Origin of the sequence: Vibrio sp. 10N.247.311.51, assembly GCF_041467855.1 — a bacterium.
GTDB lineage: Bacteria > Pseudomonadota > Gammaproteobacteria > Enterobacterales > Vibrionaceae > Vibrio > Vibrio coralliirubri.
On record NZ_JBFSVK010000012.1, the window covers coordinates 78803 to 104952 of the forward strand.

Below are 26150 nucleotides of genomic sequence, written 5' to 3' on the forward strand. Positions count from 1 at the left end.
CCTCTGAACGTTAAGGTTGAAATACATAACCTTCACCAGTAATGGTAATGATTAGTCCATCTCCGAATAATGATCTTATTTCAGATATAGCAACAATCACAGAAGAGTTAGTTACTTTTTCACTTTCCCAGCCAATCTTCTTTAATTGGCCAACGCTGAACAATTCACCTCGATGTCGATTCATAAATAAAATGATCTTTCGGTACGCCAACGGCATGGTAGCCAGTACGTAGCCATTCTCTACATTGCGAATAAGTTTGGTGTTGAGTTCAACAATTTTTCCGTTTAATTCAAGTATTACGTTGTTTTCAGAGTGGTTCGTTTCTATTACAGGATAAGAGTCCATTTTTGTATCATTCCCTTACTATATAGCCAGCGACAAAGTCAGATTCAGTCGTATTTATATAACGTCGCTTATAACTGGACGTTTTAGATTTGACGATAATCAATGGAATTCGTACGGTAAAGAGATTAAATTTTTATTATTAAGATATTAACAGGATATAAATAGAGGATTATTTAGTCCGCCATAACATACCCTTCGTTAGAAACGGTTTGAATACAACGACAATCAAGAACTCTTCTGATCTCGTAAATAGCCACCAATACAGAAGCACATGTCACCGCTTTACCGGCCCAACCTACACGCTTCAAAATTTGCTTACTGACTACTTGGCCTTTGTTCTGGTAAAGATAAAAAAGTACTTTACGGTGAGGCCCTGAAAGCGTTCCTACAATCGAACCACAGCCCTGCTTACGTACGATTTTAGTGCCTGAACGAAACTCTTTGTTGTTTAAAATGAGCTTTGACGGGAGATCTAAATCATCCGTCTCGCTGATAACTTGTTGCATTAATTCCTCATGTTGCATAAGCAGTCGTCTTCTGAGATATTTCCAATACTATCGAATAGAGCAAAAATACTAAATTGATAGATAGCTCAATACAGTAATATTACTGAAAAGTTTGATCTTGCGTAATTGATCGAGGAAACATGTAAGGCTAACCAGGAAGTCGATGGCTCTTTCGATATTGACTGGGTGACAAACCGAAATGCTTTTTGAAACGATGCGAAAAGTTATAGGGATCTTTGTAGCCTAAGCGATTAGCAATCATAGAGACTGACCAATCTTGATATTTCAGCAGACTGGTGGCTTTATCCATGCGTAATTGAATCAATTTACTGCGTGGTGAGAGGTTGAATAGCGTCTTGGTGACTCTATTGAGTTGCTCTTCACTGATGAACACTCTTTCGGCCATCCCTGCCACTGTCCATGGCTGGTGCAGACTACTTTCAATCTCATTATAGAGCGCTTGAACACGTGCTGTGGTACTGGTCGACTTAGGCTCAAACCCCGTCAATGTTCGGATAATTTCACTCAAGAGTAACTTACGGTAACTGGCTCTGCCGCCTATCTCAAAGTAAACCAAGTTCATTAATGACCAGATCTGCTCACACTCTCCAAAAGGCACAATCCCCTTTCCTAAACTTGCTATGTGCTGCCATTGCTTAGTGTCAGGCGTCAACATCCACGCCATTTTCCAATAATTATATTGAGGATCGAGTTCAAAACGAAATGGGGTTTCAGCAGGAAGCACCACGAGTGTATAAGGTGTAATCGCTTGGACCGATGTTGCGGTTGTTAGAATGCCGCCACCTTCCATAGTGAAAATCAACGTATGAACATTAACCGATTCGCGCTCAACCCAGTAGCCATCATATAGCTTCGCCATGCCGCCCATATAGACACCAAAGCTTTTCATCTCTGGAATATCTTCAACGGTCAAAAAACGTTCTTTGCACTGTTCAGCGAGAAAAACATCATCATGCCAAGTTGATTTTGGTCTCATTGAATCAATGACGGATTCGCACAGGTTTTGTTGTTTTTTAAACATGTTGTTACTTCGCTCAAATCACTATAGTTCTGCCATAAATCGGAGAGCTTATGACAACTAACATCAACCCTAACTCATCTATGAATAACAAGCCAGAGAGCATCTTACCTCGTATCGTTAAACTTGGTTTACCTGTTGCTTTACAAAGTGCGCTTGTCGCTATTCTTGCCCTTGCTGACGTATTAATGGTCAGTGATTATGGTATGGAAGCAGCTGCGGCTGTGGGAATTGCATCAAAATGGCACTTCGTTGCTATTATGATTATGGCAGGGTTGGCCTCAGCAAACGGAACATTGGTTGCTCAATACTGGGGAAAGAATGACCGAAAAAGCGCGCGAACGGTATCATCTATCGCGATGGTGTTTGGCTTAAAAGTTCTGTTGCCTGTTACTGCAATCATCACTCTTGGTTCTCAGTTTTTAATGATGTTGCAAACCAGCGATCAAACCGTGATTGAACTTGGCGCGACTTACCTATGGTATGGCTTCCCTGTTCTACTTCTGACTCACATTGTCGTCGTGGTGGAAGCCAGCATGCGCTCATCAGGTGACACCGTAACTCCGCTACTATTAGGCGCGGTGACCATTGCACTCAACATTGCACTTAACTTCGTTCTAATCAAAGGTGCTTTTGGTATTCCTGCTATGGGCGTCGCCGGTGCAGCACTGGCGACAACACTCGCTCGCGCAATTCAAGTGGGCTTGATGTACGGCTACATGCGCATGCGTAAACACTGGTTGTTAACCACGCCTAGCTCACCACATCGTCCGTCATTATGGTTGTCTTACCGTCGTATTGCTTTGCCACTAACGATGAATGCGGTGTTATGGGCAATGGGCACTATGGCGTACCAAATGATCTTCGGCCACATGGGCACAACCGAACTTGCCGTGTTCTCTATGCTCGCGCCGTTTGAATCACTGTGTTACTCGATTTTCTTTGGTATTTCGGTGGCGTGTTCAGTGTTGCTTGGTCATTCATTAGGCCGTGATGAGTTTGATGACGCAATGAGTATGGGGCTGACCTTCATTAAAGCCGTCGTTGGCTTCGGCGCGGTTGTTGGATTGCTACTGTTTATGGGCAAAGAGCATGTTCTAACATGGCTGAACCTTTCTACAGATGCGCTCTACCCGCTCGCTTCACCTGCAATGACCATTATGTGTTTTGCTGTGGTGATTCGTATGCTGAACATGGTGATCATCAACGGTATTATTCGCGCAGGTGGTGATAATGCGTTCTGCCTGCGTATGGATTTCATCGCGATGTGGATGGTCGGTATTCCAGTATGTGTTTACGGCGCGTTTGTCGCTGGATGGGATTTCAAATACATCTATGGTTTGATGTTGGTAGAAGAAGTGGTGAAACTGGCAATTTGTTCTCATCGCTACCTAAGCCGACGCTGGATCAACAACCTCACAGTGACTTACGACGAGCCTCAAGCGGCATAGGCTACTTGGCTACATTCAAGCTGAGATAGAAGCGTATCTACATCAAAAAGGTCTGAGAAATCAGACCTTTTTCGTTTCTTCAGCAACCACTTTAAAACGTAAGTTACTTCTTATTCATTCGGATATGGCGGTTCGACACATTCGGCAGCGGCTTTTCGGGTACTTTCCGTTTCTCATGAATCAGATGTCTGATCGCTAAAATAGGATGCTTGAGTAACATTCTTGGCCCAGCATAGCGCATGACTAAACGCATCTGCTCTTTAGGATCGGGCTTATAGCAATGGATCGGACACTTATTGCAGGTCGGTTTAGCTTCACCATAAGGGCAACGGTCAAGTCGTGTTTCGGCATAGCGTAACAGTTGCTCACACTCTTCACATAACGCGCCATTCTTACGCACTGCACCGTGGTGATCTTTACAGTAGATGTGCACCATCGCAATAACGGTTTTGTACTCCGTTGCGAGTTCGCCTTGTAGAATGTTGTTATGTTGAAACATGATTAATTGCCCAGAGATAAACCGTACAGGTTGAGATTAACGCTTTCACTTAATACGTCTTCGACTCGCTCAAACACAAAACCTAACTTAGTTAGCAGTGCGATGCTTCGAATGTTATCAGAGGTGGTGATGGCAACTAAATGATCGATGTCAGCATTCTGCTTAGCTTGTTCAATTATTGCTTGTGCCGCTTCTTGAGCAAAACCTTGACCATACACCTCTGGAACAAAGCCATAGCCAATATCATGCGAGTCTAAGGTATCTCTTTTAATTAACCCGCAAATACCAATTGGGGTTAATGAGCCCTTCATTTCGACCATCAATAGGCAAACACCCTTCTCTTCATGCATCTTAAGAATGTTGTTTTTGATGTACTCAACTGCCTTGTCTGTGTCGCTGATTTCCTTGTCACCAATGTAACGCAGGAAATCTTCTGAGCTGTATAATCGCTGAATAAACGCCGCATCTTGAGGCGTGATCATTCTTAATCGTAAACGTTCGGTCTCGACGGCCTGCATAGTGATATTTTCCTTGCTGAATACCATGTAAATATTGAGTTCTAGAGCTAAAATGATTATCCTCCACCGCCTAAACTAAATACAAGGCTATGCAGCAATGAACCGTAAGAAAAAAATCAATCAAATTCTAAAAAAGAAGCAGAAACAGGCGAATTCTAAACTGCATAGTAGCAACAAGCCTCGCTACATTTCTAAAGCTGATCGTGCAAAAATGGAAGCTGAAGAACAGGCTAAAGCCGCTCAAGAGCAAGCTGAAGGCACAGTTGAAGCGACTGTTGAAGCCGAAGGTACAAAAGCTGCAGAGTAAGTTGTAAACTCGCAGTTCTCTTGTCTGATACTCTCCAAGAGCCAACAGACAAGAACAAAAAAGCAGCCTCTAATTAGGCTGCTTTTTTGATCCTACCATTTTTAATCGCGCTGATTAGCTTTTAAAAGGCCGAACTTCCCAGCGTGCAAACGGCGCTTTTGCATTAATCCCCACTCGTCCCCAACGGTCAACGGAATCAACGACTAAGATACGCTCGTTGGGTACCAGAGACTTAATTAAGTTAGTTGGCTTTTTCGCTGTGACTAACCAGAGTGCATCGTCTTCTGAAAACATCGTTTTGAGTTTGGCTTTGTCTTGCTCTGTCCATTCAAGTTCCGCTTTGAACATACGTTCTTCAACAAACAGTTGAGTACCTGAAGCGAAATCTTCCAAGCTTTCTGAAAGCAACAAGACTGAATCTACGTCATTATCCAATAACACCGCTTGTTGTTTGTTAATCAGCTCACGCACATCAAGCATTACACGCTGTAGGTTGCTATCAATGGTCTCTGCTTGCGCTGGCCACAATAACTTAAAGTCGTCAGCCACAATCGCCGCCATGCGCGTTAAGTTGGTTGGGTTTAGCCATGCGTATTTAGACACATCACCATTTGATAACGTCAGCGCGGCAACACCTTGAGCACGTGGTGTGATCGCTTGAGCCGCATCCACTTCAACCAAGCGGATATTGCCCTGTCTTGCATATACAAATGTAGGATCAGCTTGCCAGATAGATGACAGCGTTAATGCTACGGTCGCCTTTTCGCCGGATTGAAGGACTTTGCTTGCGCCTTTAGTACCAAACCAGTTTGGCAGACGATCAATGCCGTAGCGCTTTGGTGGCAGATATTCCGTGGTAATGTCTGTGCCTTTGGTTAGCTCTGTCGCCAAAGCATAAGTCACAGGCGTACTGGTAAGGATATCCTCGGCATTAGCACTGATAGACACCAATGAGCCGGCCAACCATAGGCTGCTAACGGCACCAACTTTAGTAATAGCCTTCACTGTTCTTGAGATACGATTCATTAAAGAAGTCATGATTATGCCTTTCTTATAATTCGGTATAGCGTTGCCGCTAGGAAAAATGTCGCAGAAACGATGATGATTGAAGCGCCCGAAGGTACTGGCAGTTTCAACTCCATTGGTAAGACGGTTCCAACTAAACACGCGACTGTTGCCAGTAGTGCCGACAGCAAAACAAAGCTGCCCATGCGTTTTGTCAGCAAACGAGCTGTCGCCCCTGGGATCAGCAATAACGCACCAACGAGTACTGCACCCACAATCTTCACCGCTGCAATCGTCACTAAGGTGATCATCATGACAAACAAGTAGTCGTAAAAACTGGTGTTATAACCACGAACCTTGGCAATATCAGGGCTGATACAGGTTAGAAGAATACGGTTGAACGTCGGTATCAAGAGCAAAATAATGATCGCGCAGCTGCCTGCAAGAATCGCTAAGTCTTGGTCTGTTACCGTCAAAATCGAACCAAACAGTACGTTCTCAAGCATGTGGATGTTGATCTTGCGCGCTACGTACATCAGCAATGCCGCACCCACCGCTAACGCTAGCGCAAGGAAAACGCCAACTAAGGTATCGTATGGCACGTTGGTTCTATTTCTTACAAAATGAAGAAGCAGAGCGAAGATCATACAGAAACTAAACAGACCAATAATTGGGTTTTCTGGTGGCTCGCCAAGCAACACACCTATAGCGATACCGGTTAATGCCGCGTGGCCTACCGCTTCAGAGAAGAAAGCCAGACGCTTGGCAATCACCAAAGTACCCAGGCCACCTAGTAACGGGCCCAGTAACAATGCAGCAACCAGTGCATTGACCATGAACGCATACATGAAGCTGTCTGACAGCCAACCCGCTTCAACGCCACTTATGGCAAGTTGTCGTAACCAATCCATCACGCAACCTCCTTCGGTTTGTTCTTTGCAGCGCCACTGCTGTAATGCTGGAATAAGCTTTCAATCTTACTTGGGTGCAGTACTTGTTCATGTGGACCACTATCCACCAAGAATCGATTCACGACATGTACGTTAGCTTCAAGGCGACGAACTGCCGTAACATCGTGGTGAACCGCAAGAATCGTGCGACCCTCGTCAACACATTCGCGAATCAGCGATTCAAGGTAGCGAACGCCCTGTTCATCCATACCGGTCGTTGGTTCATCCAACACCAATAGACTTGGGTTATCCAATAGCGCTTGAGCAAACAACACACGTTGCTGCTCACCACCCGACAACTGTCCCATACGGCGATCGCTACGTGTCGCCATACCCACTCGATCCAATTGCGCTAATGCAAGATCCAACTGCTTGGACTTACGACGCCAAAATAGAGGAATTCGAGTTTGGTTAAGCAATACAAAATCCATTACCGTCAAAGGTAAGCTCGATTCGAAGGTCGCTTTTTGAGGAACGTAACCAATACTTGGCTTTTCTGGCCAATGAATATTGATTTGCCCAGAGAAAGGCGTAAGGCCTAGAACAGAGCGCAGCAGAGAAGTTTTACCACCGCCGTTTGGCCCCATGATTACATGGCACTCACCCGCTTTAAGTTCTAGTGAGATATCATCAAGAATGACGTTATTGTCGTATTGCAGACCAAGTTGATTGATTGAAATCGATGGACCTAACATTATGCGTTCCCGCTTTTAGCTTGATTCGCCGCTGCAAATTTCATTGCTTCGATCAGCGTTTCTAGGTTCTTCTTCATCTCAACTTCAACTTTGTCGTCTTCATATTCGCCATGCGTCATGTGAGAGAAACGGTAAAGCTGAACACCCGTTTCCGCTTCAATCGTGTCAACAAAACGGTTTGGCATGTTTAGCTCGTAGAACAACACATCAATGCCCGATGCGCGGATCTTTTCGATCGTCTCTTGCAGCTGGCTCGCACTTGGTTCAACACCGTGTGCAGGCTCAATCACCGCCGCAACATCCACACCAAACTCTTGAAGGATGTAGCCATACGCATTGTGCGTGGTCGCCACCTTCATACCTGAAGTATCTAACTCACCTAATGACAACATCGCATCGCGCTTCATAAAGCGAAATTGCTTTGCGTATTTACGTGCATTCTTACGATAAAAAGCCGCGTTGTCTGGGTCGAGCTTAGATACTTCACTCGCGATGGTGTAAACCTTTTGAATTGTTGTCGAAAGTCCAACAAACGTGTGCGGATTCACCGCGCCTTGACCCACAGACTGGCCTAATGCTGGAAGTAAAGGCACTTCTTTGTTCGCTTCAATCACGACTAAGTCATCACGTCGCGCGGCTGAGATTACTTTTAGTGCGAAGTCGTCATGGCCAATACCGTTTACCACGATGGCGTCCATCTGGCTCAATCGCTTCAAGTCGTTCGGTTGTGGCAAGTAATTATGCGGATTAAAGCCAGCATCAACCAAAGGAAGGATGTTCACTTTGTCACCCACCACGGCTTTTACGTAGCTGTAGTAAGGCTGAAGGGTTATGCCAATCGTCAGCTTATCGCTGTCGACCTTGTATTCTTTTGCCAATGCATTGGGTGCCATGAACACCGCCAATAACGACATCAATAGAGTCATAATTCGCATAGTAAATCTCTTATAATTAGTGAGCATTTTTGTAAGCCGGATTGTTTAATGAGAAGAAGCGTCATGCTGCTCAACTTCTGATTCATTGACGACCATTTTCCAGCCAGCAGATTCAAGTGTGTTCTCATCAAAATTAGTCGGTTGGCTTGCTACGCCACCAAAGAAAATCCAGATTTCAGGAGAGACACTGTTGGCGTTCAAAATAAAGGAGTCAGCGAAGCCATGATCACTTTGTGCAGCATATTCACTTGATGTAGCTTGTTCACTTGGCATAGAAAAGTAATAACCACGCTCGTCCAATAACCAAGTATGAGAACCTTTGCGCTTCCAACTCTGGTCTTCAACAAATGGAGCGACCCATTCATCTTTAAGTGACGCAACACTTGGCCATTCGCCGTCAGAGTCCATACGAAGGTCACGAATCTCTTCATGCGCTAAACGCAGCTCTGATAACATCGCCAAGTTTTCTTGCTCGACATCGGTCACTAAGATTTGATGATCAAGTACCGCTTTGATATGCGATTCTGCTTGATGAAATGGGATAGCAAGCGTGGCAAAGCTCAGAATGAACACAATGATCAGCCCTACCCATTTGCCTTCTCTGCCGCCCGTGTCGGCACGTACACCTTGAATCATCATTTCTCGCTGATCTCAACAACGTCCACTTCAACAGGAAACTCGTGGCCTGAATCAAACACAAGGTAAAACTCAGTGTCAGGGTTTGGAAACTCAACAATAGAGCGCTTATCCGTCATCTCTTTTGCAATCAAGTTGTCTTCGTAGTCATACATCTCAACCGCGTAATCAATCGCTTTACTACCGTCTGAATAGCCCGCTTCGCAAGCCACAGTTTTGCCTTCAAACCAGCAGCTCATCAATGGAAAGTGTGCTTGCGCAGGTAATGCAGCGAAACCAAGTCCCAGAGCCAAGCATGGAGTGATTATCGATTTTAGTTTTGTTTTTATTGTCATGGTTCGTACCCTAGCCACAGTGCAAATTCTCAGTAGTAAACTGAGCGATAAAGGGCTCAAATGAGCCCTTAAGTTTTTTGGTTGCTTAATCAGGGATCGAGCCCCGACATCACAGATTATTGAAGCAGTGCTTCGAACGTTAGGTGAACGTTCGCGCTTGCTTTGTCTGCCAGTGGGTTGTCAATCAACTCACCTTTGTAGTTCGCTTTCATTACGTAACGACCCGCTACATCTGGAGTGAACGTGATTTCGCCGTTCTCATCGCTGACTACATCAATCTGTTCTTGGTGGTTGCGGTAAAGCGTGCCTTCACGAGTGATCTCAGCTTTCACGTCTTTTTGAATTTCACCGTTGTAAAAGAATTGGAACGTTACTGGTTCACCTTCAACGATGTCTGAAGGGTGTGTCACAGGCTTCATTTCTAGAAGTTTTCCTTCAATTTTGAATACTGAATCCGTTGGCTTACCTACTGTGATGTAGCTTTCAGCGCGAGTGAAGCTGATTTGTGTTACCACGTCACGTGACTTTTCAGGAAGTACAGAGTCACGTTCCGCTTTGTTCGCTTTGATCCATTTCACAGTGTCACGACGGCCTGCTTTGTACTGTGTGTAGTAAGATGGCTGGTTGTTAATCGCAACTTTGTGTGTGCCTTCTTCTTCAAAGTAAAAATCGAAGATTGAACGACGTTTGCCGCGAACAACAAAGTTAGGACGTTCGCTACGGCCATCAGGCATGACGACATGTGCATTTTCACTGCCTGCAGGCTTATCAAAAACAAACGTACCGTGAGACGCAGTCACGTCGAACGTTAGCCAATCACCGCCTTCTTTCGATACGGTAAAGTGTGATGGCAAAATCCAACGTGGGTGAGCTTGTGCCGTTGTCGTTGCTGCTAGGCCGAATGCCATCACACCCGCTAGAGCAAGTGCTTTGATTTTTGTCTGTTTCATCATGTTCAATTCCATTATTTATAATTGTTAGCCGTGTCGCTCTATCTGAGCCTACGATGACCACTGTCTATTCTGTTCTGCTTGGTTTTACTGTTCGCACTTACTATTTAGCGATGTAATTCAGTGTGATTTCACCCGTCTCTTCTGTTGCCTTTAGCTCATAAGAAGCGTTTGAATCTGTGAGTGATACTTTTTGACGAAGGTAATTACGGCCGCCGTGTTCACGAACCACTTCGATATGAACCGTGTATTCGCCTTGCTCTAGATCTTGACCGTCATCGCTCTTACCATCCCAAACAAAGCGGTACTTGCCGGCAGGACGCGTTGCGGATGTCACAGCATCAACGAGCTCACGGTCGTAACGGCCAACTTTTCTCCACCAGCTGCGTAGATCTTTCAGCCATTCATCTTTACCGACCCAAAGTTCAATGGTTTTCACTGACTTTCGTTCGCTGTTCTCTACCCACACCGCCACATAAGGACGCGCATACATAGACGTATCAATCTTTGGAAGCTCGAAGCTCACATCAAGTTTTGCCGTACCAGGAATCGCTTGTGCCATACCTAGGCTTGGCAAAAGAGATAAAGCAAGAAGCGCCTTGCTCCAGTTCATTTTTTTCATGTTTAACAACCTTTTAAATCCGTTTAACCTTAAGTTCGTTCTTCAATCCGATTCATCAATCGAACCAAGCGTTAAGGCACGGCGACAAAATAGATAACCAATGAGATTGCAGACCCAAACACCGTCCATTTAATGGAGGTATTGAGTGTTTTTTTCTTAGGTAACAGTAAGCACACGCCGGTAAGTACAAAGAAGACCATCAGTAGTGCTGTGATATCGATGAACCATTTCCACACCTCACCGCTATTACGACCTTTGTGTAGGTCATTCAACAGTGCAATCACGCCGTAATTCGTGGTTTCGACTTCGACCATTTCAGAGGTCACGTCAACAAACACTGAAGCGTTGTAACCTGGTCCTTTGAAGTCCATGGACACTTCACCGATCAGCAACTCACCGTCTTCAATTTCGGCGTAGATGTCTAAACCAGAAGGAACACCAGATAGGTTTGCTTCTTCAAATAAAAACATTTCAAAAGCAGACTCGTCGGCTTTTAATCGCCCGTCTTGGATCGTGAACAAACTCGTAGGAAGCTTTAAAGTAGAACGTTGGATATTGGGTTGGCTTGACTCAAATAACTCAGGTCTATTCAGGGTGATGCCTGTCACTGAGAAGAAAAGAACAACGAACAGAAGTGCCATTGAAATATAAACATGAAGTCGACGAGCCCATGATTGAACCGCCCTACTTTTTAACGACATACAAACCAATACCTATAAATTTTATGGCGTCAATTTAGTTGATAATCATTCTTATTGGCATTCAATTTACATTGTTTACGTTTGCCGAGCGGCGTAAGGAAATTTACATAACATTACATGGGAAGTAATCGTACTGTATGCATATTCTTGCTAACTTGTACTAAAGGGAATGAATAGCTTGCATTTGAGGTCATCGATAGTCAGGTCAAACCTCAAAAAATCTCAATATCAACATGCTTGATTGAGGTTGGTTTAAGATAGCAGTTGTGGCTTTAAGGATAGAAAGTTGGGACTATTTAAGCTTCGTGACTATTAATCTTCGGAGCTATTTGATTTTTGGAACATTTTGAAGATCTTACACAAACGGTGGACTCTTCGGTTGATGCGGTTTGTTAAATACAGACTAATAACCGATTTAACGATAGCTAATTAGGCTTAAAGGGATTTTGAAATGCGTATTATTGTTTTGGCTTTTACAGCGCTCGTAACAGCGTGCAGTAGCCAAATGAGCAACACCGAAGAGCACGTCCAAGAATACATCGGTTCAGACATAACCGATGTACAAGAGCAGTATCTAACCGAACGCTCACGTCCTATCAGCTTTTGGGCATCTCGAAACTATGCTTGGGTTGAAACGAAGAAACCACTAGATAATGGTTACACTTTACATGCCTTTAAGAACCCTTATCGAGACTGCACCATTAACTGGGTCGCTAACACCAGTGGCGCAATTCAAAGTGCAACGCTTAGTGGCACGATGTGCGAGCCTTAATCAATCCATTCCAATCGAACAATAACGCTAGATGAGCTAAAGTCCCAAGATGGGCTTAAGTCGCCTAAATTAAAAAGGGTGTCATTTGAACGATCAAATGACACCCTTTTGCTTTTGTTGGTTCTTATGTGCTGTTCTTGTCTTCTGTTTGCGATGAGCGGTTAGACGTTTCCGTTATCACTAACCGTTCTAAGCTGAGTCAGGTATTTAATCCAACCTTTCGCCTCAGAAGATGGCTCAATGTTGTTCGCACGCTTGGCTTGAGCAAGGGCGTTATCAAGATTCTTTAACTTGTACCATGAACGCACTTTTGCTAACGCAACATCGGCTTGTTTGTTTTTGTCTTTCACTTTATCTAAAACAACCAGAGCTCGGTCGTAGTAACCTTGCTGAACCAATAGTTGAGCCACATTCCAATGATACTGAGTGTCTTTTTTAGACGCTAACGTCCACACTTCAATCGCATTGTCCCACTCTTTCGCTAGCTGCCAGTAGGTTGCTTGCTCTGCTAGAAGTTGAACGTCGCTGTTCGCATCATCTAGCTTACTAATTTCTTGTGCTGCGCGCTCTGGAATACCACGTTTCGCGTAAAGCTGTGCAAGCAAGCGGCGATCTGAGTTCTTCAGATCAACACCTTGTAAATCAGCCAGTGCTAACGTGTTCAATGCATCGCGATTACGTTCTAGTCTTAACTGAATACCCACAAGTTGACGCCACCAGTTATCTTTCTCTGGTTGAAGTTCAATCAGGCTTTCCAGTGTAGGAATCGACTGTTTCCACTGCTTTAACTGAAGCTGTGCGCCCAGTTTTAGCGATAGAGGTGATAACTCTGGTTTTGAATTGAACTTGTCGTGATTACCGATGGCCACTAGGACTTTCGACCAGTTTTCAATTTGGTATTCAGCTTGTGCAATTCGCATCCAAAGCGTGTCTTTCTTTTCCTTTTCAGGCGCTGTTTTCACTAACTCGTAGTAGTGCGGAAGCGCGTTTTTGAACTGCTGATCATTTAATAACAGATCAGCAAGCATACGCTTCGTTATCCAAGCTTGTTCATCCACCAGTAAATTGGTATCGACGGCGTATGTAAGCTGCTTAATCGCCGCGTCGGTTTTGCCATCTTGCCAGTAAAACACACCCAACATACGAGCTACGTATGCTTTGTCGTAACCTTTAGAAAGCTCTAAACCTGCAAGTACATCAATTGCCTGTTTAACCTGTTCATCTTGAGCAAGCTTATGCGCCTTTTGAACACGAATGGCAGTATATTGAGATAGCTCTTGCGCTTGTGTTGTAAGGGGCATTAACAACAAGCCCACTAATATCCATATCTGTTTCATCATTTTGCCAACTTAAACTCTAGTTTCACGGTTTGACCAACCTGAGCTATCGCTTTTCCATCAACGACTTTCGGTTGATATTTCCATTTTTTAAGTGCTCTCATCGCTTCACGTTCAAACATACGACGTGGGTTTGCGTCAGTGACTTGAATGTCAATTGGGCGTCCCGTTTCATCGATGGTAAAAGACATAATCACATGGCCTTCAGCGCCACGCTTCAGCGCTTTAGCTGGGTAACGAGGTTCTACTCGATACAGAGGCATTGCCTGTTGGTTTGACCCAAAATCAGAAAATGTCGGAGCGTTAATCGCTAGGCCGTCAATCGATGTATTCAAATCCAAAGAAGGCAGTGAAGACATCGAATTCAGAGGCGTAACTTCAGCTTGTGACTGAGACGTTTGCGCTTTCGGTGGCGGCTCTGGCATTTCTGGTTTTTCAGGGACTGCACGTTGTCTTCTTTGGACTTCTTGTTCTTGTTCCACCATGACCATGTTGAAACTTAACGTCTCACTGTTGTCCGGTGAACGTTGGTGGCCATTATCGACCATCCAAGCCATAAAAGAAAACAGAGCTAAGCCCAGAGCACCCGCTAGCGGTAAAGCAAGAAATAGGCGAATCATTTATGAAGATCCTCCAAGATCATCGCTTTTCAGCAGCAAGCGCGATGTTTTTAACACCCGCACCTTTAGCGGCGTCCATCACTTTAACAACCGTACCGTTGTAAGCGTGTTCATCCGCTTGAATAACCAAAGAAGCATCAGGTTGTTCTAGCAACAAGTGTTCTAACGTTGCTTGGACACGTTCAACATCAACAACACGTTTATCGATGAAGATGTCATTCGCAGAAGTAATCGCAACAAAGATGCCCGCATCCTTTTGGCTTACTACGTTAGACGCTTGTGGGCGATTGACTTCAACCCCTGATTCACGAACAAATGAACTGGTCACAATAAAGAAAATAAGCATGATAAATACAATATCAAGCATCGAAGTAAGGTCTATTTGAGCCTCTTCGTTTTTTGAATGACGTCGACCGAGTCTCATCGTTGACTCCTTAAAGATTTTTCTAATTTCAATTCTAAGCGGTTACACACTTTCGCTAAACGAGCGTGAACAAACATGCCCGCTAATGCAGCAACCATACCCGCCATAGTTGGCAACGTTGCCAACGAGATACCTGAAGCCATCAATTTAGGGTCACTGCTTCCTTGAGTCGCCATGACATCAAAAACAGAGATCATACCGGTAACGGTACCTAACAAACCCAACATAGGACAAATAGCGACTAACAGCTTAATAAAGTTCAAGTTCTGGTTAAGTAAGATACTCGCTTGCCCTAACCAACCTTCACGAATGGCTTTGGCATGCCAAGAAGAGTGATCTTCTCTTGCATGCCACTTAGTAATCCAAGCTTGGCGCTGCTTTGGAAAGTAGAACGCAAGATAAAGCACACGTTCGACTACAAGCACCCAATAAACTAGGACGACAGCCGCGAGCCACCACAGGACGAAACCGCCCTGCTCCATAAAGCTTGATAAAGACAGCAGCCAGTCACTCGTTAACCAACTCGCTGGTAATAGAGAACCCGACAAAATATCCATTACGCAGCAGTCCCAACTGGTGAAACAACAGCTTTTGATTCAACCGTCTTTTCTGCCTGCTCAGCAACAAGACCAATACCTTGTTTCTCAAGAATATTACGAATATTTTCAGCCTGAGTGCTAAGAATGTTGTGTGCTAATAGCAGAGGCATTGCTGCAACAAGACCAAGTACGGTCGTTACCAGCGCCATCGAAATACCACCCGCCATCACTTTAGGGTCGCCATTACCAAACTGTGTGATCACTTGGAATGTTTCGATCATGCCGGTTACGGTACCTAGAAGACCTAACATTGGAGCAAGTGCCGCCAATAGCTTAAGCATCGATAAGCCTTTCTCTAAGTGAGTTTGTTCATCCACTACCGCTTCTAAAAGTCGTAGTTCTAATGCTTCAACGGTTTGGTTTTGCTCTTTATTGTAAACCGCAAGAACACGACCTAGAGGGTTATCACCTGCTTGCTCTGGGTTCTTAAGTTGAGCGCGAATTTTCTGGCGAGCGATAGCCAAAGAAATACCACGAACTAATGCGATGATTAAGCCAATTGCAAGCAAGCCAAGAATCACTTTACCAACCACACCACCCGCTTGAAGACGATCAGTTAGGCTTGGTGTTAGCGCTAGTTGCTCTAGCATGAACCCACGAGAAGGATCGACAACCACGTTAGACACGTCGCCATTCGCTAATGTAGATAGCGATGCTAAAGTTGGACCATTCGATGGTTGTTTCAGATACGCAATCGCATCTTCACGCTGAGTGTTCCAGCTAACATAGCCTTGGTCTGTTATTAGGCCGATTGAACCTAAGCGATAAGCGTCGACAGTTTGTGTATTGCCTTCACCATTGATGAATGCAATTTGAGATTTGCTAAGCTCAGAGCTCGCTTGGATCTGTTCAACCATGCTCATCCACAAACCGGTCAGCTGTGGCATTGAAGGCAGTGATTTAGCATCAATGATTTGATCAACAGTTGCAGTGTGTTCAGCGCGATCAACGCTGTTTACGGTTGAGCTAAGCTCTGCGCCTAGTTCTTTTGCGTTTTGACGAACGACACCGAACAGCTCACCTAAGCTACCGGTTTCTAAACGCAGCTTCTCTTCTAAGCGAGCAAGCTTGTTTTCGTTATCACTGAAGGTTTGAGTCAGAACATCTGTCGCACCTTGGATAGAGGTACGTTTCGCTTCAAGTTGCGCTTTGATCGCTTTCAGTTCTTGCTCTGTCTTTTTGAAATCAGCTTCACGCACTACGTTGTGAGAAGCTTGAGTGCGACTCTCTGATTTTGCTTTATTAACTAGCTGAGCAGTCGTATCAGAAGCTGAGAAAGCAGAAAATGAAATTGAAGTAATACAAAGCAATGCTGCTAATGGTTTTAAGTTCATTACTTAACCTCCGCAACAGTTAAAGAAACAGGTAAAGTAATGAGGCTTGGCGCCGCTTGTTGGCTTGCAATGTCGTAAGCTTTATCTAGCTCAGATTTCATTGAAGAATCTAGCTCCTGCCACTGATTTTGTGTTTGATTCCAAGACCAGTATTGGCTGCCATTTAAGTTACGAGCCACCAAAGAGATACGACCTAAGTGCAACACGTCTGCTTCAATCGCTCTGTCGCTGCTCAATGCAACACGGCCTTGGTAAGCACCGAGCTTGATGCCGTAGTCCATCTCGATTTGGTAAGCTTCTAGGATACGACGATACTTCTCAGCATCACTCACATCAGCGCGAGTCATCATTGCTTGCAGCTTTTCAACTCTTTCTAGACGTTGCTCTTTCCTGATTGGCACATCTTGCTCAACTAACTGTTGAAGGCCATCAATCATTTGGTACATCAAAGGCACAACACCTTGACGTGTGTATTTGATCTCGTCGATCTGCCCTTCAATGCTCTGAGCTTCTTGATTCTGGCTCTCAACCAATGCAGCAAGGTGATCGTGATAGATTTCTAGATTTTTCACTTCTTCTTGCAGTCGCTCAATCTCAGCTTGCAGCATTAACGTCGCTTGTGAGCTTTTATCAATAACCTTTTGGCTCGAAGCCGACGCGTTATTGGTCTTGTTTTGAATTGATTGAGCTTGATCCAAGCTGTTTGCCATAGAAGACGTTGCAACCAAACTGATGGCAAGCGCTAGGCTAGTTTTTAAAAGATTCATAATTGTAGTCATTTACTATAGAAGAAGGTCAAATACATTTTATTGATAAATACCATTATTGATAAGCACTCTCATTATCATTAAAAGTCACTCTCATTACTAGGGATATTTTTACTGAATAGCAGAATCACGAAAGGGGAAAGCCGAAACTTTCCCCTTAGTATTTAGGCTAACAATAGTACCCTACTAACAAATTAGTATTTTACCTGTAAAGTCGCCATGTAGTTACGGCCTTCGCCAATTACTACGTCTTCAGCAAACTGGTGTTTTGAAGACGTTGAACCGCCACCCGCTAGGTATTCTTTATCAAATACGTTCTCGACTGTTAGACGCGCTACGAAATCAAGAGAATCGTCGTACTTAAGCGTGTATGCAGCACCCATATCTACACGAGCGTAGCCGTCTTTCTTGAATGTGTTCGCGCTATCACCGTAACGAGAACCTTCGTAGATAAGACCTAGGTTCACATCCACTTCGTTTGTTGCTGCGTAAGTAGACCAAACGCTTGCTGCAAACTCAGGTACGTCTACAGGACGGTTACCTTCATATGTTTCATGGTTCGTGATTTCAGCATCTAAGTACATTGCAGAACCAGACATTGAGAAGCGCTCTGAAATAAAGCCTTGTGCGGCTAGCTCAGCGCCACGGTGAACTTGTTCGCCACCTTGTGTCTTCGTCCAATCGCCTGATGAAGTGTCTTCTACATCCATTGAAATGTTTTCTTGGGTAATATCGAATACCGCACCAGAAACGAATAGACGTTCGTCCATCAGTTCCCACTTAGTACCAACTTCGTAAGACACGCCCGTTGCTGCGTCAAGAAGTTCACCATCGTTGGTGTAGTTGCGGCTTCCGCTTGAAACAACACCTTGTGGTTCGAAACTTTCAGAATAAGAAGCGTAGATACTACCGTTTGATGCTGGGTGGTAAATTACGCCAAGCTTAGGTGCAACGTTTTCTTCTGCAACGCCATCACTTACTTTACGGTCGAAACGAGCGCCCGCAAGAACTTGCCATTCATCATTAATAGTAATCAAATCTTGGATGTAGAAGCCCCAAGTATCGTAAGTACTCATCTTACCTAGCGATGTTGGACCCACTGACGGCGCTGGTACTGTTGCATCTGGTACGTATTCAGCGCTGCTGAAGCGATCCATACCACGGTAATAGCTGTAGCCTAACCAGTTAGCACCGAATAATAGTTGGTGCTCTGTGCCCGCAAGATCAGCGGTTGTTGTTAGATCAACGTAAGCCGTTCTGAAACGCCATTTATCATGACGGTAGTTACCGCCTTGTGTCACAGTGCCAGTACCATCAGGATTCATATTTGAAAAGCTTGGGTAGCTTTCCATATCAATACGTTCGAAATCTTGGTAGTTGAAGCCTGTTTTTACTGACCATGTATCAGTCAGGTTAGCAGCAATATCAAAACCAACGTTCTCAACATCATTCTCGATCTGTGACCATTGTGCATCCCAGATGTGCTTGTCGCTACCTACTCGGTTGCCGTCTAGTGTGTATAGAGCGCCAGAATCTACGCTACCTTCGTCGTTAGTTTTGTCGTAATGAACAGAAACTGTCACGTCTTCAGTTACATCGTAATCAACGAATACACCACCAACAAAACGTTCTGTTTGTGGTTCAGTTCCGTCACCATAAGTTCTCCAAGAGCCGTAGCTTTCTTTAGATAGAATCGCGCGACCACGTAGAGTTTCAGCGTCGTTCAAAGCGCCACTTACGTCTACCGTTGTACGAGAATGGTTATTAGAACCAATATCTTGGCTAACACTTACTTGCGTATCGTAAGTTGGCTTTTTGCTTACCATGTTGATCAAACCACCTGGTGCAGAAATACCGTAAAGAAGACCAGAAGGTCCTTTTAGTACTTCAACACGCTCTAGCAGTTCGATTGGTTGACGGTAGTGAGACCAATGTTGCTGGCCATTTTTAAGGAAGCCCGAAGAGCTTTCTACCGAGAAACCACGTAGAGAGAAACGTTCACGGTTACGGCTTGTACCGCCAGCACTTACACTCGCGTCATTTTTAAGCACGTCACCAAGCGTTGTTGCACGCTGTTCATCGATGATTTGCTCATCGATTACTGAAACTTGTCCCGGAGTCTCTAATTGAGTCGCCTCCATGCGCATTGCAGTTGTGTTCGTGTCGGCTTTATAACCGTAGTCACGACCTTCAACAACCATATGCTCGTCTGTTTTTACTGTTTCTGCCAATACTGCTGGTGAAGCTAATACCGCGCCGATCACTAAAGCCAATGGGCTCTTTGAAAACATGTCCTTTACTCCGTTTTTATTCTTTTAGACGAGCACTTTGTTATTTATTCGATGTGCTCGCTGAACCGTTTCCGGTACCACTGAATTATTCCGAGAGAGAACATAAGTGATAACTATTACCATTTGCATTAAATTTACATTCTTTGCATTCGTAAAGTTTTGTAAAGGCGTGTCGGAGATTCGTTTTTATAAAGTTAAACAAAACCAATTCAATACAGATGGTTAGAGAGCATTTACGCTAAAAAGTGGTTATCGACGTCAAATCTTTTGAAACAGCGTTATTAGCTCGGCCTATTTAAGATGGCCAGATTGATAAGAAAATTATCTCTTCTTATTTACTACCTTTGAAACGGTAGTCTTATGTATAAAACTCTCGATAAATGTAAATTTATGGTGAATTGTTTTGTTTAGTTTTGTTTAATTGACGAAATTATCAGTGATTTTGATCACATCTATAATTCCAAACTCATTTTTTGTTTTTCGATTTGAACAACCGACTGCTAATCTCCTGCTCACTTTGAAAAGGTATCAAAGTTATAAATAATAAGGAGTGTTCTAAATGAATACCAAGAAACCTATGTCTCTGACTGGTCGAGTAATCCTCGGTATGGTCGTAGGTATATTAACGGGATTCGCCATTCAATCCCTTTTTTCAGACAGCGGATTTGTTAACAACTACATCGTTAACGGACTCTTTGAAGTAGGCGGACAAATCTTTGTCGCCAGTTTAAAAATGCTTGTTGTGCCTCTAGTCTTCGTTTCACTAGTGTGCGGTACAAGTTCTCTTAAAGACTTATCAACTCTTGGCCGTATGGGTGGCAAAACGCTTGCACTTTATATCGGTACTACTGCTGTTGCCATCACTCTAGCATTAACTATCGGTAACCTGTTCCAACCTGGAGCTGGTGCGGATCTTACTGCTGCGAGCTCTTTCAAATCAGCGGATGCCCCTTCTCTGGGCCAAGTAATCATCGACATGTTCCCAACCAACCCTATTCAGGCGATGGCTGAGGGCAAAACGTTACAAGTTATCGTATTTGCAGTGTTGTTTGGTATCGCAATCAGTGCGGCGGGCAAACCCGGTGAACGTATCGCTGCAGTTTTCTCTGATCTAAACGAAGTGATCATGAAGCTAGTTGCGCTACTAATGAACCTTGCTCCTTACGGCGTATTCTTCTTGATGGCGAAACTGTTCTCTGGCCTTGGCTTAGGTGCAATTTGGAACCTAGCAGAATACTTCTTAGTGCTTGCTGGTACCCTGCTGTTGCACGGCTTGGTGACTTACAGTGCGATGCTTAAAGGATTCACAGGTCTTAGTCCGATTACGTTCCTACGTAAGATGGAAGATGCAATCATGTTTGCATTCTCAACGGCATCTTCGAACGCAACAATTCCAGTAACAATGGAAACAGCTAAGAACCGCATGGGCGTAGACAACAAAGTCGCTTCTTTCACAGTACCACTAGGTGCAACTGTGAACATGGACGGCACTGCAATCATGCAAGGTGTTGCGACGGCGTTCATCGCGCAAGCGTACAACATCGACCTTTCAATGGGTGATTACCTAATGGTTATCCTAACGGCGACACTGGCGTCTGTTGGTACTGCAGGGGTCCCTGGTGTTGGTCTTGTTATGCTAGCGATGGTATTGAACCAAGTGGGTCTGCCGCTTGAAGGTATTGCTCTAATCATGGGTGTTGACCGCCTTCTTGATATGATTCGTACCGCTGTAAACATCACAGGTGATAGTGCCGTATCTATCATCGTTGCTAAGTCTGAAGGCGCTCTAGACGAGTCTCGCTTCAACGACCCAGCAGCAGGTGAGAAAGAAGAAGAAGTTAAGCTAGCTCACCAACAGGCATAGTCTCGCTTATCTGATGCTCTTGTCTTCAAGCTCAGGCGTAATTAATGGCTACGCCTAGCCCATACCAAAGCGCATAAAGAAAAACGCCACTGCAGATGCAGTGGCGTTTTTTATTCGGTATCGCTTAAGTCAGTACTACTGAGTTGGGACAGTTATCAATTTAAGGTAATTATCAATAGGGAAAGCTAATCACCGATTGGGAACATCAAGTTCACTCTCAATCCCCCACCTTCTCTATTCTCAGCGGTTACATGGCCATTCATCACACCCATCGCTTCTTTAACAATCGCAAGGCCTAGACCGTAACCGCCAGACTGTTTGTCTCGGGCTGATTCTATTCGTGTAAACGGGTCGAATATACCTGCAATCTTGTTATCAGGAATGCCATCACCGTCATCTTCTACAGATATGACACTGTAACGTTTATCTATGACCTGTTCATATGTCATCACGACAACATGAGCGTTCTCACCCGCGTATTTAATGGCATTCCCGACCAAGTTACCAATGACTCGAAGCAGTAGCCTCTCATCAACGTTCACCATTGATGTCGGCGTCTCTAGGGAACCAATCAAAGTTTGATTCGGTTTTAAATCGTTTTGCATCTGCGCGATCAACATCGAGCAATAGTGCTCTAGGTGCATTAAGCTTAACTTAGAGTCATAACGAGAGGTTTCTAAGCGGCTAAATTCAAGTATCTCACCCACCAGCTTATTCATCTCTTCTGTCTCATTTTCCATTCGTTCTAGCAAGCCAATGCTTTTATCATCAACCTTGCTGCGCAGCAGGTGCAGAGCGAGGTTTTGCCTTGCTAATGGCGTTCTTAACTCGTGTGACACATCACGAATCAAACGACGTTGCTTTTCAGCCAGAGATTTAATCTCAAAGGTCATATGATCAAAATCGTGTGCAAGCTCGTTGAATTCACGTGTGGTGGAGTTCAACTCCGACACCACACTGACCGTAAAGTCACCTTGAGCCAGTCTGCGGCTCGCTTCTCTCAATCTATCCAACGGTTGCTGCAGGCTTTTGGCCATGATAATCGAGAACAGAGACAATACGACTAACGCAATCAATGCTTTAAGCATATAGGAGTATGGCGCAAAAGATTTTGCGGGATGAAACTGGTGCGGTAGTTGGATAACCAGTGTTTTACCGTTATCCAGTGGTAGACCGAAAATCGGTTTACTCACACGATCACTAAGTTGGTGATCTAACGTTCTTAAGTATTTGAGCTTAAATTCAAAATGTGGGTGCATGTGACGATGTGTGATCGGACGATTGTCTTTATCGATGACGAACAGATAATACTGCTGAGCATTACCCCAGTCCGCAAGTTCATCCATGTCCCCTTCTTCAATCAACACATTCGCTTGGTAAGCAAGGTCGAGCATCTCCGCTTTAACCGATTCTGGGACTTTAAGCAGCGCTTTCATCAAGGCTCTTTCTGCTACCCCTTGCAGAATCAAAATACTCACCAGAATTACGGTCAGGTAACTGAACAGTTGGAAAGTGAGTCCGTCTTTGCGCTTAGCAATAAAATCAGGGCAACGCAGCAGTTTTTTACTCATGCTCCTACCGACTCTAGGTAACTGTAACCTTTACCACGAACGGTTTTAATATGTTGTTTAGACAAACCCGCCTGAACAAGCTTTCTACGTATATTGCTGATATGCATATCTAAATTACGATCAAAAGGACACAGTTCTTTCTTCAGTACATGGATTTGCAGATCAGATTTGGATACAACAATACCGTCATTTTTGACCAAATAATCAAGCAAATCTTTTTCAGTGCCCGTTAATGGCAAACGAGAGAGTTGCTCACACAAGCCGTGATTTGAGGAAGCTAAAGATTGTCTTTGGCGTTCAAAACCCACTCGGCGCAAGATCACCTTAATACGGGTTAAGAGTTCAGGAACATTGAAAGGTTTAGCGATGTACTGGTCGGCGCCTGCTTGGTAGCCATCGAGCATTGAGGCATCGTCGTTAAGTGCGGTTAGCATAAGAATGGGAGTAGCAAAACGCTGACAGATACGTCTTGCTACTTGAATGCCGCTTAGGTTCGGAAGCATTACATCGAGTAGAACCAAATCGACAGGATGAGTTTGAATAAACTCAAGCGCGGATTCACCGCAATGAACAGTATCAACGTGATACCCCTCATTTTCTAACACTTCACCCAGTAATTCACACAACTGAATATCATCATCAACAACTAAAACGCGAGACATTACACACACCGATAAATAAGAACTGTTTGCATTCTAATTATCGTTATTATTGATTTCAATTATAAAGTGCTCGATTTCCTCTATAGAAGAAAATCTTTTTCAATCGGTACAAATTTTGAGGCAGAATCGATAAGATTTTGAGCAGTTAATCCCGGAACACCATACACTTCAACAGGTTTGCCAAAACGTTCTTTGATTCGCTCTACAAGGATTTCGAAATCACCGTCTCCTGATACCAAAACAATCGTATCAACCGTCTCAGCAAGTTCTATCGCGTCTAACGCAATACCCACATCCCAATCGCCTTTTGCACTGCCATCTCGACGCTGAATAAACGGCTTTAATTTCACATTAAAACCCACACCACGAAGGATATGGTGAAATTGACGCTGCTTTGGATCTTGGCTTGAGATTGCGTAAGCATTAGCTGCAACAACGTTACGCCCTTCCGTGGCAACATACCAAAACTGGTTATAGTCGAAGTTAGAACGGTATTTGTCGCGCGTCGTGTAGTAAACGTTCTGAACGTCGACCAAAATTGCTATGTTTTCCATAAATTCATACCTTTAGATTTTCCGTATACCCTATTCTATTCAATTGTAAAATGCGAGCCGCTTTACTCAATAAAAATGAACCTGCCAGCTATCGTTAACGTAAACCTAATATCTTTAGCGTAAAGCTAAGTGTCTTTAACGTAATCCTAACTATGCTTACTGTAAGTGGATTTGTTTTGAACGTTTCTTAGGTGGTTCTGATCTTCACCTTATTCTTTGCGTAGCATTCAAATCGTACTCAGGCTTAGAGCTTTTAAAGGGAGGTTGGCAATGCTGCACCGACAAACACACTATTCGAACGTAAGCATCGACACAACCAAAACGGTGCAAACTTCAAATCAACCATCAAACTCTGGTATCTGGTTTAGTTTGTTTAAACTACTGACCATCAGCACGGTATTAATCATGAGCTTAACCATCAATTCTGTACTCGCCTACCCCGCCTATTCTCACTCAAAGCCTTTGCCGCACCGCAGTGTTATTTATTTCGCTCCAAAGGAAGATACAGTCGTTAAAGAGTTTCTGAATGAAGTTTTGCTCAATAACTGTCAATTAGATGAGCGAGATGTCGTCATTATGGTGATTGCCGAGAGTGGATACACAGTTCCGACTTGGCTAGAAGAAGAGTTTAACTTAGAGGCAGTCACTAGCATTTACGAGATCCCGAAAGGATCTCACACTGCTGTTTTGATTGGTAAAGACGGAAAAGAGAAGCACCGGTGGAGTGGCAAAACAGATTGGAAACAGATCACCAATATCATTGACGAAATGCCGATGCGCCAACAAGAAATGCAGCGACAAGGCAGCCGCTGCAGTATTTGATTCTTGCTGAGCTCAGTAGTGGCTTAGAGAACTAACTAGAAGGTCAAACGATTAAGCTTGCTTGTTAAACCAAGCAAGTTTTTCATGGAGCTGAGCCACGCTGCCTACAACAATCAGCGCTGGGCTCTTTGCGACGCTAGCAAGATCAGCCAAATCACGTAACCCACCTCTAAACACCTTCTGTTCTTGGCGCGTACCGTTTTCGATGATCGCAACCGGCATATCCGCTCGCATACCGTTATCCAGTAAGTTTTTCTGAATGTTCGGACTCTCTTTCAAGCCCATGTAAAACACGATCGTATGGTTGTGCTGAGCAAGAGATTGCCAGTCAATATCTTCGCCATCTTTCTTCAAGTGACCTGTAATAAACTGCACGCTTTGTGCATGATCACGGTGCGTCAACGGAATGCCCGCATAAGCCGTTGCGCCTGCAGCTGCTGTGATGCCCGGAATCACTTCAAACCTCACGTCATTCTCAGCTAACGTTTCACACTCTTCACCACCACGGCCAAAGATAAACGAGTCACCACCTTTTAGGCGTACTACGTGCTTGTTCTCTTGCGCTTTAGTGACCAACAGTTGGTTGATCTGATCTTGCGGTACACAGTGATGATCAAGCTTTTTACCCACATACAGCATTTCTGCTTCTGGGTTAGCCATCGCTAAAATATCTTTTGATACCAAGCGGTCATAAACCAACACGTCTGCTTGTTGAATCACTCGTGCGGCTTTTAGCGTAAGTAAGTCTGGGTCGCCCGGACCTGCACCTACCAATGAAACAAATCCTTTGTTTACTTCTTTAACATTCGATGACGATACTTCTGACATTCTGCGCTCCGAAGGTTTGCTTGTTTTATCTCAAGCTTAAATCTATGTGATAAGTCACTGTATTCATGATGACTTATCCAAATCCTTAACCCTTAGACTATCAGGTGTTGTTATAAATATTCAGTCTAAATACTAACGAAGATAGAAGTAATTATAACAAAACAGTCTATTGCGAGTAATTTGCGCAATGATATAAGGGCTTTCGAACTA

29 protein-coding genes and 1 pseudogene are annotated in these 26150 nt (G+C 44.1%); 5 read left to right on the forward strand and 25 right to left on the reverse strand.

Features of this window, described 5'->3' with window-relative positions:
• Window positions 1-10 precede the first annotated feature (10 nt).
• The 3 genes and pseudogenes from AB6E85_RS12890 to AB6E85_RS12900 form a co-directional block, all read right to left on the reverse strand.
• Complete coding sequence (locus AB6E85_RS12890; protein WP_048608244.1) at window positions 11-346, reverse strand: winged helix-turn-helix domain-containing protein; 336 nt, start codon at window positions 344-346, stop codon at window positions 11-13.
• Window positions 347-493: 147 nt separating this feature from the next.
• Window positions 494-916, reverse strand: a pseudogene (locus AB6E85_RS12895) (transcriptional regulator).
• Between the two features lie 84 nt (window positions 917-1000).
• A complete protein-coding gene (locus AB6E85_RS12900; RefSeq protein ID WP_086968082.1) occupies window positions 1001-1894 on the reverse strand; it encodes an AraC family transcriptional regulator in 894 nt (297 codons plus the stop codon).
• Between the two features lie 50 nt (window positions 1895-1944).
• Here AB6E85_RS12900 and AB6E85_RS12905 point away from each other — a divergent pair, with 50 nt between their 5' ends.
• Window positions 1945-3342 carry an MATE family efflux transporter gene (locus tag AB6E85_RS12905; protein WP_050633357.1) on the forward strand — a complete coding sequence of 466 codons (1398 nt, stop codon included), beginning with the start codon at window positions 1945-1947 and terminating at the stop codon, window positions 3340-3342.
• Window positions 3343-3445: 103 nt separating this feature from the next.
• Here AB6E85_RS12905 and AB6E85_RS12910 read toward each other — a convergent pair whose 3' ends face one another.
• Window positions 3446-3841 carry a nitrous oxide-stimulated promoter family protein gene (locus AB6E85_RS12910; protein WP_122080979.1) on the reverse strand — a complete coding sequence of 132 codons (396 nt, stop codon included), beginning with the start codon at window positions 3839-3841 and terminating at the stop codon, window positions 3446-3448.
• Window positions 3842-3843: 2 nt separating this feature from the next.
• Window positions 3844-4359, reverse strand: a complete 516-nt coding sequence (locus tag AB6E85_RS12915; protein ID WP_372142951.1) for a GNAT family N-acetyltransferase — start codon at window positions 4357-4359, stop codon at window positions 3844-3846.
• A gap of 97 nt (window positions 4360-4456) precedes the next feature.
• Here AB6E85_RS12915 and AB6E85_RS12920 point away from each other — a divergent pair, with 97 nt between their 5' ends.
• Window positions 4457-4666, forward strand: a complete 210-nt coding sequence (locus tag AB6E85_RS12920) for a DUF2986 domain-containing protein (protein ID WP_372142953.1) — start codon at window positions 4457-4459, stop codon at window positions 4664-4666.
• Window positions 4667-4780: 114 nt separating this feature from the next.
• On the opposite strand, the gene AB6E85_RS12925 is transcribed toward AB6E85_RS12920, so the two are convergent.
• From AB6E85_RS12925 to AB6E85_RS12965, 9 genes are all read right to left on the reverse strand, one after another.
• Entirely contained in the window at window positions 4781-5704 is a 924-nt protein-coding gene (locus tag AB6E85_RS12925; protein WP_372142955.1) for an ABC transporter substrate-binding protein, read from the reverse strand.
• Between the two features lie 2 nt (window positions 5705-5706).
• The gene (locus AB6E85_RS12930; protein ID WP_017070974.1) at window positions 5707-6582 is read right to left on the reverse strand and encodes a metal ABC transporter permease; all 876 of its coding nucleotides are present in this window, start codon (window positions 6580-6582) and stop codon (window positions 5707-5709) included.
• A complete protein-coding gene (locus AB6E85_RS12935; protein ID WP_372142957.1) occupies window positions 6582-7316 on the reverse strand; it encodes a metal ABC transporter ATP-binding protein in 735 nt (244 codons plus the stop codon). Before AB6E85_RS12935 ends, AB6E85_RS12930 begins: the two co-directional genes overlap by 1 nt.
• Window positions 7316-8251, reverse strand: a complete 936-nt coding sequence (locus tag AB6E85_RS12940) for a metal ABC transporter solute-binding protein, Zn/Mn family (protein WP_372142959.1) — start codon at window positions 8249-8251, stop codon at window positions 7316-7318. Before AB6E85_RS12940 ends, AB6E85_RS12935 begins: the two co-directional genes overlap by 1 nt.
• A 45-nt stretch (window positions 8252-8296) precedes the next feature.
• On the reverse strand, window positions 8297-8890 hold the full coding sequence (locus tag AB6E85_RS12945; RefSeq protein WP_372142961.1) for a DUF6162 family protein: 594 nt from the start codon (window positions 8888-8890) through the stop codon (window positions 8297-8299).
• The gene (locus tag AB6E85_RS12950) at window positions 8887-9222 is read right to left on the reverse strand and encodes a hypothetical protein (RefSeq protein WP_017079279.1); all 336 of its coding nucleotides are present in this window, start codon (window positions 9220-9222) and stop codon (window positions 8887-8889) included. The genes AB6E85_RS12945 and AB6E85_RS12950 overlap by 4 nt, the downstream gene beginning before the upstream one ends.
• A 116-nt stretch (window positions 9223-9338) precedes the next feature.
• Window positions 9339-10175: a DUF4198 domain-containing protein gene (locus AB6E85_RS12955; RefSeq protein ID WP_372142963.1), complete on the reverse strand. Its 837-nt coding sequence runs from the start codon at window positions 10173-10175 to the stop codon at window positions 9339-9341.
• 100 nt (window positions 10176-10275) lie between these two features.
• Window positions 10276-10794 carry a DUF2271 domain-containing protein gene (locus AB6E85_RS12960; RefSeq protein ID WP_372142965.1) on the reverse strand — a complete coding sequence of 173 codons (519 nt, stop codon included), beginning with the start codon at window positions 10792-10794 and terminating at the stop codon, window positions 10276-10278.
• A 71-nt stretch (window positions 10795-10865) separates the two neighbouring features.
• Entirely contained in the window at window positions 10866-11495 is a 630-nt protein-coding gene (locus AB6E85_RS12965; protein ID WP_372142967.1) for a PepSY-associated TM helix domain-containing protein, read from the reverse strand.
• Window positions 11496-11946: 451 nt separating this feature from the next.
• On the opposite strand from AB6E85_RS12965, the gene AB6E85_RS12970 reads away from it, so the two are divergent.
• Window positions 11947-12267, forward strand: coding sequence for a hypothetical protein (locus AB6E85_RS12970; RefSeq protein ID WP_050646236.1), 321 nt, complete (start codon window positions 11947-11949; stop codon window positions 12265-12267).
• A 161-nt stretch (window positions 12268-12428) separates the two neighbouring features.
• Here AB6E85_RS12970 and AB6E85_RS12975 read toward each other — a convergent pair whose 3' ends face one another.
• From AB6E85_RS12975 to AB6E85_RS13005, 7 genes are all read right to left on the reverse strand, one after another.
• Window positions 12429-13607 carry a lipopolysaccharide assembly protein LapB gene (locus AB6E85_RS12975; RefSeq protein WP_065677081.1) on the reverse strand — a complete coding sequence of 393 codons (1179 nt, stop codon included), beginning with the start codon at window positions 13605-13607 and terminating at the stop codon, window positions 12429-12431.
• On the reverse strand, window positions 13604-14224 hold the full coding sequence (locus AB6E85_RS12980; RefSeq protein WP_248367513.1) for an energy transducer TonB: 621 nt from the start codon (window positions 14222-14224) through the stop codon (window positions 13604-13606). Before AB6E85_RS12980 ends, AB6E85_RS12975 begins: the two co-directional genes overlap by 4 nt.
• A gap of 19 nt (window positions 14225-14243) precedes the next feature.
• Window positions 14244-14648 carry a biopolymer transporter ExbD gene (locus tag AB6E85_RS12985; RefSeq protein ID WP_004731145.1) on the reverse strand — a complete coding sequence of 135 codons (405 nt, stop codon included), beginning with the start codon at window positions 14646-14648 and terminating at the stop codon, window positions 14244-14246.
• Window positions 14645-15205: a MotA/TolQ/ExbB proton channel family protein gene (locus AB6E85_RS12990; protein WP_048608208.1), complete on the reverse strand. Its 561-nt coding sequence runs from the start codon at window positions 15203-15205 to the stop codon at window positions 14645-14647. Before AB6E85_RS12990 ends, AB6E85_RS12985 begins: the two co-directional genes overlap by 4 nt.
• Entirely contained in the window at window positions 15205-16581 is a 1377-nt protein-coding gene (locus AB6E85_RS12995) for a MotA/TolQ/ExbB proton channel family protein (RefSeq protein WP_050647179.1), read from the reverse strand. Before AB6E85_RS12995 ends, AB6E85_RS12990 begins: the two co-directional genes overlap by 1 nt.
• The gene (locus tag AB6E85_RS13000) at window positions 16581-17348 is read right to left on the reverse strand and encodes a DUF3450 domain-containing protein (RefSeq protein WP_372142970.1); all 768 of its coding nucleotides are present in this window, start codon (window positions 17346-17348) and stop codon (window positions 16581-16583) included. The genes AB6E85_RS12995 and AB6E85_RS13000 overlap by 1 nt, the downstream gene beginning before the upstream one ends.
• 194 nt (window positions 17349-17542) lie before the next feature.
• A complete protein-coding gene (locus tag AB6E85_RS13005) occupies window positions 17543-19639 on the reverse strand; it encodes a TonB-dependent siderophore receptor (protein WP_372142972.1) in 2097 nt (698 codons plus the stop codon).
• Window positions 19640-20198: 559 nt separating this feature from the next.
• Here AB6E85_RS13005 and AB6E85_RS13010 point away from each other — a divergent pair.
• Complete coding sequence (locus tag AB6E85_RS13010; protein WP_052879531.1) at window positions 20199-21503, forward strand: dicarboxylate/amino acid:cation symporter; 1305 nt, start codon at window positions 20199-20201, stop codon at window positions 21501-21503.
• Window positions 21504-21688: 185 nt separating this feature from the next.
• On the opposite strand, the gene AB6E85_RS13015 is transcribed toward AB6E85_RS13010, so the two are convergent.
• From AB6E85_RS13015 to AB6E85_RS13025, 3 genes are all read right to left on the reverse strand, one after another.
• Window positions 21689-23074, reverse strand: coding sequence for a histidine kinase sensor domain-containing protein (locus AB6E85_RS13015; protein WP_372142974.1), 1386 nt, complete (start codon window positions 23072-23074; stop codon window positions 21689-21691).
• Complete coding sequence (locus tag AB6E85_RS13020; RefSeq protein ID WP_019822797.1) at window positions 23071-23736, reverse strand: response regulator transcription factor; 666 nt, start codon at window positions 23734-23736, stop codon at window positions 23071-23073. The genes AB6E85_RS13015 and AB6E85_RS13020 overlap by 4 nt, the downstream gene beginning before the upstream one ends.
• 80 nt (window positions 23737-23816) lie before the next feature.
• A complete protein-coding gene (locus AB6E85_RS13025) occupies window positions 23817-24290 on the reverse strand; it encodes an NYN domain-containing protein (protein ID WP_004731130.1) in 474 nt (157 codons plus the stop codon).
• A 270-nt stretch (window positions 24291-24560) separates the two neighbouring features.
• Between AB6E85_RS13025 and AB6E85_RS13030 the strand changes: the two genes are divergently transcribed.
• Window positions 24561-25112: a DUF4174 domain-containing protein gene (locus AB6E85_RS13030; RefSeq protein ID WP_372142975.1), complete on the forward strand. Its 552-nt coding sequence runs from the start codon at window positions 24561-24563 to the stop codon at window positions 25110-25112.
• A gap of 51 nt (window positions 25113-25163) precedes the next feature.
• Here the strand turns inward: AB6E85_RS13030 and cobA are convergent, their stop codons facing one another.
• The gene (cobA, locus tag AB6E85_RS13035) at window positions 25164-25940 is read right to left on the reverse strand and encodes a uroporphyrinogen-III C-methyltransferase (RefSeq protein ID WP_017071487.1); all 777 of its coding nucleotides are present in this window, start codon (window positions 25938-25940) and stop codon (window positions 25164-25166) included.
• Window positions 25941-26150 lie beyond the last annotated feature (210 nt).